The organism is Kitasatospora sp. NPDC051853 (assembly GCF_044452665.1).
GTDB lineage: Bacteria > Actinomycetota > Actinomycetes > Streptomycetales > Streptomycetaceae > Kitasatospora.
Genome location: NZ_JBITBY010000009.1, coordinates 252,233 through 259,226 on the forward strand (window position 1 = coordinate 252,233; position 6,994 = coordinate 259,226).

8 protein-coding genes are annotated in these 6,994 nt (G+C 74.7%); all 8 read left to right on the top strand.

The window, feature by feature from the left end; all coding sequences use genetic code 11:
- The first annotated feature begins 68 nt into the window (after window positions 1-68).
- Window positions 69-1,196 (top strand): AI-2E family transporter, encoded by a 1,128-nt coding sequence (locus ACIA8O_RS25870; protein WP_396296352.1) that lies wholly within the window; start codon window positions 69-71, stop codon window positions 1,194-1,196.
- 180 nt (window positions 1,197-1,376) lie between these two features.
- Window positions 1,377-2,345, top strand: coding sequence for an alpha/beta hydrolase (locus tag ACIA8O_RS25875; RefSeq protein ID WP_396296353.1), 969 nt, complete (start codon window positions 1,377-1,379; stop codon window positions 2,343-2,345).
- 77 nt (window positions 2,346-2,422) lie between these two features.
- Window positions 2,423-3,208, top strand: a complete 786-nt coding sequence (locus tag ACIA8O_RS25880) for a spermidine synthase (RefSeq protein ID WP_396296583.1) — start codon at window positions 2,423-2,425, stop codon at window positions 3,206-3,208.
- Window positions 3,209-3,291: 83 nt separating this feature from the next.
- A complete protein-coding gene (locus tag ACIA8O_RS25885) occupies window positions 3,292-4,077 on the top strand; it encodes a class I SAM-dependent methyltransferase (protein ID WP_396296354.1) in 786 nt (261 codons plus the stop codon).
- Between the two features lie 150 nt (window positions 4,078-4,227).
- Window positions 4,228-4,902 carry a DedA family protein gene (locus ACIA8O_RS25890; RefSeq protein WP_396296355.1) on the top strand — a complete coding sequence of 225 codons (675 nt, stop codon included), beginning with the start codon at window positions 4,228-4,230 and terminating at the stop codon, window positions 4,900-4,902.
- A gap of 30 nt (window positions 4,903-4,932) precedes the next feature.
- On the top strand, window positions 4,933-5,262 hold the full coding sequence (locus tag ACIA8O_RS25895; RefSeq protein ID WP_396296356.1) for a DHCW motif cupin fold protein: 330 nt from the start codon (window positions 4,933-4,935) through the stop codon (window positions 5,260-5,262).
- Between the two features lie 51 nt (window positions 5,263-5,313).
- Window positions 5,314-5,982, top strand: a complete 669-nt coding sequence (locus ACIA8O_RS25900) for an O-methyltransferase (protein ID WP_396296357.1) — start codon at window positions 5,314-5,316, stop codon at window positions 5,980-5,982.
- 5 nt (window positions 5,983-5,987) lie between these two features.
- Entirely contained in the window at window positions 5,988-6,872 is an 885-nt protein-coding gene (locus tag ACIA8O_RS25905) for a Gfo/Idh/MocA family protein (protein ID WP_396296358.1), read from the top strand.
- Window positions 6,873-6,994: the final 122 nt, after the last annotated feature.

Here is a 6,994-nt window from a genome sequence, read left to right on the forward strand (position 1 = left end):
ATCCGGACATTCCGTCAGATCCTGTGATCAGATGGACGGATCAGGCACGGCTGGCAGGAGGCGGCGGCATGGCAGTGGAGCCCGGCACGGAGGCGCAGCGGCCGCCGGAGGACGGTCGGCCGCCCCACCTGATGCTCCCGCCGACCGTCCGGGCGGCCGCCGCCTGGTCGGTGGCGGTGGTCCTCTTCATCACCGTCGCCGCCCTGGTGGTCTACGCCCTGGTGGCGCTGCGCGCCGCCACCATCCCGGTGATCCTCTCCCTGCTGGCCACCGCGCTGCTCTACCCGGTCATGCCCTGGCTGGTGCGGCACGGCGTCAAGCGCGGCCTGGCCGCCGCCCTCACCTGCGCGCTCCTGGTGCTGGTGGTCGCCGCGGTGCTCACCCTGCTCACCAACTCCCTGGTGCACAGCGCCCCGCAGATCGCCGCCTCGCTCCGCGAGACCGGCCAGCGGATCGCCGACTGGCTCGGCCCGACCGGGGAGAAGATCCAGTCCGGGCTCTCCTCGGCGGCCGGCTCCGGCAGCTCAGTGGTGGGGCAGCTGGCCAACGGGGTGCTCTCCGGCATCGGCGTGCTCACCCAGCTGGTCACCGGCGGGGTGCTGGCGCTGGCCCTGGTCTTCTTCTTCCTCCGGGACGGCCACCGGACCGGGGACGCGGTGCGGGGCGTGCTGCCGGAGCGTCAGGCCGAGATGGTGATCGCCTGCGGGCAGCAGGCCTTCACCGCGATGGCCGGCTTCATGCGCGGCACCACCCTGATCGCCCTGATCGACGCCACCTTCATCACCATCGGCCTGGTGTTCCTCGGCGTCCCGGGCGCCCCCGGCCTCGGCGCGCTGGTCTTCATGGGCGCCTACATCCCCTTCGTCGGCGCCTTCCTCTCCGGCACCGTGGCCGTCCTGGTGGCCCTCGCCGACGGCGGACTGGGCACCGCGATCTGGACCCTCGGCGTGGTGCTCGCGGTCCAGATGATCGAGGGCAACGTGCTCCAACCGGTCATCCAGAGCCGCACCGTCGAACTCCACCCCGCCACCATCATGATCGCCGTGGTGGCCGGCTCCGGGATCGCCGGCATCCTCGGCGCCCTGCTCGCCGTCCCGGTCTGCGCCGCCGGGCTCGGCATCGTGTCGGTCCTCCGGGGCACCGTCGGCCAACGCCACCGGGGCGCTCAGCCCCTCCGGCAATCGGGGGGTGGGTGAAGGAGCGGCGGTGGGGTGCGTGGCTCGGCGGCGCCGACGAGGGAGTCCATGCGGAGCATCGGCGACTGAGGAGAAGCCGGCGAGGTGCGTGCCCCGGCGTCGCGACGCCGCTCCCCGATTGCCGGAGGGGCTAAGGTCGACGACGAGTAGATCCGACGGCCGATCAGGAGCGGGTACGACGTGGAGTTCCGGACCGACACCTTGCTGGGTGCCCCGTACGAGGCGGCCGAGCTGCCGCTGGCCGCCGACGAGGAGGGCGCCGTCAGCGCCACCCTGGTCCGCCGGCTGCTGCCCGGCTCGCGCCGCGCGGTGCTGTACGTGCACGGCTACGTGGACTACTTCTTCCAGACCCACCTGGCCGACCACTTCGCCGCCCTCGGGTACTCCTTCTACGCGCTCGACCTGCGCAAGTACGGCCGCTCGCTGCGCCCGCACCAGTCGCCCAACTTCATCACCGACCTGGCCGCCTACGACGAGGAGCTGGACGCGGCGGTCCGGATCGTCCGGGAGCAGGACGGCCACACCCAGCTGCTGGTCAACGGCCACTCCACCGGCGGCCTGATCACCGCGCTGTGGGCCTCCCGGCGGGCCGGGCGCGGTGTGGTGGACGGGCTCTTCCTCAACAGTCCCTTCCTCTCCATGCCCGCCGCCCCCGCCGTGCGCACCCTCGGCGCCCCGCTGATCGACGCCGTCGGCCGGGCCGCCGCCACCCGCAAGCTGCCCAGCTCGCTCAACCCGCACTACGTGCACAGCCTGCACCGCGACCACCGCGGCAGCTGGGACTTCGACCTCACCCTCAAGCCCGCCGAGGGCTTCCCGCTCTACGCCGGCTGGCTGGCCGCCATCCAGCGCGGCCACCGCGCCGTCCGGGCCGGCCTCCGGGTCGACTGCCCCGTGCTGCTGATGGCCTCCACCGCCTCCGTCTCCACCACCCGCTGGGACCCGGCCCTGCACCGCAGCGACGCGGTGCTGCGCGCCGACGACATCTCCGCGCTGGCCCCCCGCCTCGGACGGCACGTCACCACCGTGCGGATCGCGGACGGCATGCACGACCTGGTGCTCTCCGGCGAGGCCGCCCGCACCCAGGTCTTCGCCGAGCTGGACCGCTGGCTGGCCGCGTACCTCCCGGCCGACGCGGTGCGGGCGTGAGCACGGTGGAAGCCCAGGAGGAGGCAGAGGACCGGCTGCCGGTCGAGCGGGTCACCGACCTGGGCCGGGCCAAGCTGATGCCCGACCTCGACCACGAGCAGGGCTGGCTGCTCACCCTGGACGGCACCCCGCAGTCCTACGTGGACCTCGCCGACCCGGCCCACCTGGAGTTCGAGTACACCCAGCGGATCGCCCACCTGCTGGACGCCCTGGCCCCCGCCGGACAGCCGGTCACCGCCCTGCACCTGGGCGGCGGCGCGCTCACCCTGCCGCGCTACCTGGCCGCCACCCGGCCCGGCTCGGTGCAGCGGGTGGTGGAGGTGGACGGCCCGCTGGTGGAGCTGATCGGCAGTCAGCTGCCCTGGCCCGCCTCGGTCGAGGTGACCGTCGGCGACGCCCGCGAGGCGCTCGCCGCGGCCGCGCCCGGCTCGGCCGACGTGGTGGTGGCCGACGTCTTCCACGGCTCCCGCACCCCCGCCCGGCTCACCTCGGTCGAGTTCGTCCGGCTGGCCGCCGCCGTGCTCGCCCCCGGCGGCTGCTACGCCGCCAACCTCGCCGACGGCCCGCCGCTGGCCTTCGCCAAGGCCCAGGCCGCCACCCTGCGCGCGGTCTTCCCGCACGTCTGCCTGGCGGCCGAGCCGTCCGTGCTGCGCGGCCGCCGGTACGGGAACGTCCTGCTGATCGGCTCCGACCGGCCGCTGCCCGAGGCCGAACTGACCCGGCGGCTGGCCGCCGACGTCTTCCCGGCCCGGCTCTGCCCCGAGGACGAGCTGACGGAGCTGGTCGGCCGCACCGCCCCGGTCACGGACGCCGACGCCACCGACTCGCCGCCCCCGCCGGAGGGGGCGTTCAGCATCGGCTGAGCGGCGGGGGACGCGGCTGACCGGCCGTCAGCCACCCGTGGTGTCGGCCCGCCCCCGCGGGGTCCATGGGGCACCCTGAGGAGATGGAACAGCTCTCCGCGATCCCGGAGACCGCGCTGTGGACCCTCCACCACCGCGCGGTGGCGGCCCGTCAGCCCGGCACCACCTTCCACGACCCCAAGGCCGTGGAACTCACCGAGCGGCTGGACTTCCCCTTCGCCGAGCGCTTCGGCAGCGGCCGGGGCCTGGGCAGCCGGATGCAGCGCCACCGGGTCGAGCTGGTCGACGGCGAGGTGGCCGACTTCCTGCGGCGCAGCCCGCGCGGCACCGTGGTCTGCCTCGGCGACGGACTGGAGACCCAGTACTGGCGGGTCGACAACGGCCGGGCCAGCTGGCTCTCGGTCGACCTGCCGGAGGCGGTCGAGCTGCGTGCCCGGCTGCTCCCGCCCGGCCCGCGCCAGCGGCTGCTGGCCTGCTCGGTCACCGACCCGGCCTGGCTGGACGAGGTGGACCCGGAGCACGGCGTGATGATCGTCGCCCAGGGCCTGCTGATGTACCTGCGGCCCGGCGAGGTGGGCGGGCTCTTCGACCGCTGCGCCGAGCGCTTCCCGGGCGGGACGCTGGTCTTCGACTCGATCCCGCACTGGTTCAGCCGGGCCACCCTGCGGGGCGTCTCCCGGCGGGCCGGGTACCGGGTGCCGCCGATGCCCTGGGCGGTCGGCGGCCGGGAGCTGCTGCGCGATCCGCGGACGGTGCCGCTGGCCGCCCGGCACGCCTGGCTGTTCCGGGTGCTGGCGCTGGACCTGCCGGACCGTCGGGCCCGGATCGTCGGCTCGGTCGGCCTGCCGGAGCTGCTGCGGCGGGGCTGACGCCCGGGCGGGGGCATCGGTCGCCACGGGCGGGAACCGCGGCGGGCCTCCGTACGTGGGAGTACCGGGGGGACGGGCCGGGTTAGGCTGCCCACGACTTTCTTCGGCACCGCCCACGGGGTGCTGCCCGCCCACGGAGGGATACCGACCTTGCACCTTGACGTATGGCTGGAGAGCGTGCCGCCCAACGCGGTCTACGCGGTGGTCGGAGTGATCATCCTGTTGGAGAGCCTGGGCATCCCGCTGCCCGGCGAGATCGCCCTGGTGACGGCCTCGGTGCTGGCCGCCAGTGGTGTGGTCAACCCCTGGGGCGTGGCGATCTGCGCGATCGTCGGCGCCATCGTCGGCGACTCGATCGGCTACTCGATCGGCCGCAGGGGCGGCAAGCCGCTGTTCGAGAAGGTGGGGAGGCGGTTCCCCAAGCACTTCGGGCCGGACCACCTGGCCACCGCCGAGCGCTCGTTCCAGAAGTGGGGCATGTGGGCGGTCTTCTTCGGCCGCTTCATCGCCCTCCTGCGGATCTTCGCCGGGCCGCTGGCCGGTGCGCTGAAGATGCCGTACTGGAAGTTCCTGATCGCCAACGTGCTCGGCGGCATCGTCTGGGCCGGCGGCACCACCTGGCTGATCTACACCGTCGGCAAGGTCGCCGAGCACTGGCTGAAGTCCTTCTCCTGGGTCGGCCTGATCGTGGCCGCCCTGGGCGGTGGCCTCTCCGCCCTGATCCTCAAGCGCCGCGCCGCCAAGAACCGCGCCGCCCACCCCGAGACCAGCGGCGGCACTCCCGCGCCGGCCCCGGAGACGCAGCCGGCTGGGGCCGCTGACTGACCGTCAGGGCAGCCGTCCTAGCATGGCGCGATGGAGATGACCGGATTCGACTTCACCGCGACGGACTGGGACGAGGTCCCCGTGGAGCGCCACCCCGGTGAGACCGGGGTGGCGCTCTGGCGTACCCGGACCTTCGGGACCGTCCGGGTGCGGCGGGTGGACTACACCCCCGGGTACGTGGCCGACCACTGGTGCCGCAAGGGCCACGTGCTCTTCGTGCTGGACGGCGAACTGGTGACCACCCTGGACGACGGACGGGTGGTCACCACCGGCGCCGGGTCCAGCTACCAGGTCGCCGACGACCGCGAGGCACACCGCTCCAGCGCCCCCGCCGGGGCCCGGCTGTTGATCGTGGACTGACTCCCGCTCGTACTAGGCTGATGATCAGTCGACGACCTAGGAGGACCCCCGGTGGGCCAGGACCAGTGGACCAGGGTGGACGAGTACTTCAGCGGGACCCTGATCGGTGACGACCCGGAGCTGACGGCGGCCCAGGCCGCCGCCGACGCGGCCGGGCTGCCGCCGATCGCGGTGGCGCCGAACCAGGGCCGGATGCTCCAGCTGTTCGCCCGCTCGATCGGGGCGAAGCGGATCCTGGAGGTCGGCACCCTCGGCGGCTACAGCGCGATCTGGCTCGGCCGGGCGCTGCCCGAGGACGGCCGGATGCTCACCCTGGAGATCGACCCGGCGCACGCCGAGGTGGCCCGCGGCAACCTCGAACGGGCCGGACTGGCCGAGCGGGTGGAGGTCCGCCTCGGCCGGGCCGCCGACACCCTGGCCGAGCTCGCGGCCGAGGGCGTCGAGCCCTTCGACTTCTTCTTCATCGACGCCGACAAGGTCAGTAACCCCGACTACGTCGCCTGGGCCGTCGACCACTCCCACCCCGGCACCCTGATCGTGGTGGACAACGTGGTGCGCGGCGGCGCCGTGGCCGACGCCGACTCCACCGACCCGGCCGTCCTCGGCACCCGCCGCCTGCACGAGCAGCTGGCCGCCGAACCCCGGGTCACCGCCACCTCCGTGCAGACCGTCGGCGTCAAGGGCTACGACGGCTTCACCCTGATCCGGGTCGAGCGGTGACCGCCGTGCGGATCGGACTGCTCGGCACCGGGCCGTGGGCCCAGCGGGTGCACGCCCCGGCCCTGGCCTCCCACCCCGAGGTGGAGTTCGCCGGCGTCTGGGGGCGGCGCCCCTCGGCGGCGGCCGAGCTGGCGCAGCCGTACGGCGTCCCGGTCTTCGAGGACGTCGACGAACTGCTCGCCTCGGTGGACGCGGTCTCCATCGCGCTGCCGCCGGCCGTCCAGGCCGAGTACGCGGTGCGGGCCGCCGAGGCCGGCAAGCACCTGCTGCTGGACAAGCCCGTCGCCCTGACGGTGGACCAGGCGCGCGCGGTGGTCGAGGCCACCGAGCGCGCCGAGGTCGCCTCGGTGGTCTTCTTCACCCTGCGCTACCACCCCGACATCGCCGCCTGGCTCACCGAACAGGGCGCCCGCGACGGCTGGTTCACCGCCCGGGCCGAGTGGTTCGGCTCGGTCTTCGCCCCCGGCAGCGGCAGCCCGTACGCGGACTCGCCCTGGCGGCGCGAGAAGGGCGCCCTCTGGGACGTCGGCCCGCACGCCCTCTCGGTGCTGCTGCCGGTCCTGGGCGACGGCGAGGTGGTCTCCGCCTCGGCCGGCCCGCTGGACGCCGTCCACCTGGTGATCCGTCACGCCTCCGGGGCCCTGAGCAACCTGACGCTCAGTCTGACCATGCCGGTCGCGGGCGCGGTGGAGGGCGTGGTCCTGGAACTGCGCGGCGAGGCCGGGCGCTTCCTGATGCCCGAGCGCCACGAGAGCCCGCAGGAGGCGTACGCCCGCTCGGTCTCGGCGCTGCTGCGCTCGGCGGCGGACGGCACCGCGCACCCGTGCGACGCGGCCTTCGGCCTGCGGGTGGTCGAACTGCTCGCGGACGCCGAGCGGTTGGCGAGCTGAGCCGGGGGGGGCCCCGGGGGCCCCCCCCGGCCCCCCCCGCCCCCCCCACGGCCCCCCCCCCCCCCGGGCGGGCCCCCCCCGGGGGGCGGCGGGCACCCGGGGGGAGGGCGCGGGGCCGCCCG

What these genes read in the sequence shown, in the direction of transcription:
- ACIA8O_RS25870 (WP_396296352.1), top strand. Translation starts at nt 69, where the DNA reads ATGGCAGTGGAGCCCGGCACGGAGGCGCAGCGGCCGCCGGAGGACGGT.
- ACIA8O_RS25880 (WP_396296583.1), top strand. Translation starts at nt 2,423, where the DNA reads ATGCCCGACCTCGACCACGAGCAGGGCTGGCTGCTCACCCTGGACGGC.
- ACIA8O_RS25895 (WP_396296356.1), top strand. Translation starts at nt 4,933, where the DNA reads ATGGAGATGACCGGATTCGACTTCACCGCGACGGACTGGGACGAGGTC.
- ACIA8O_RS25885 (WP_396296354.1), top strand. Translation starts at nt 3,292, where the DNA reads ATGGAACAGCTCTCCGCGATCCCGGAGACCGCGCTGTGGACCCTCCAC.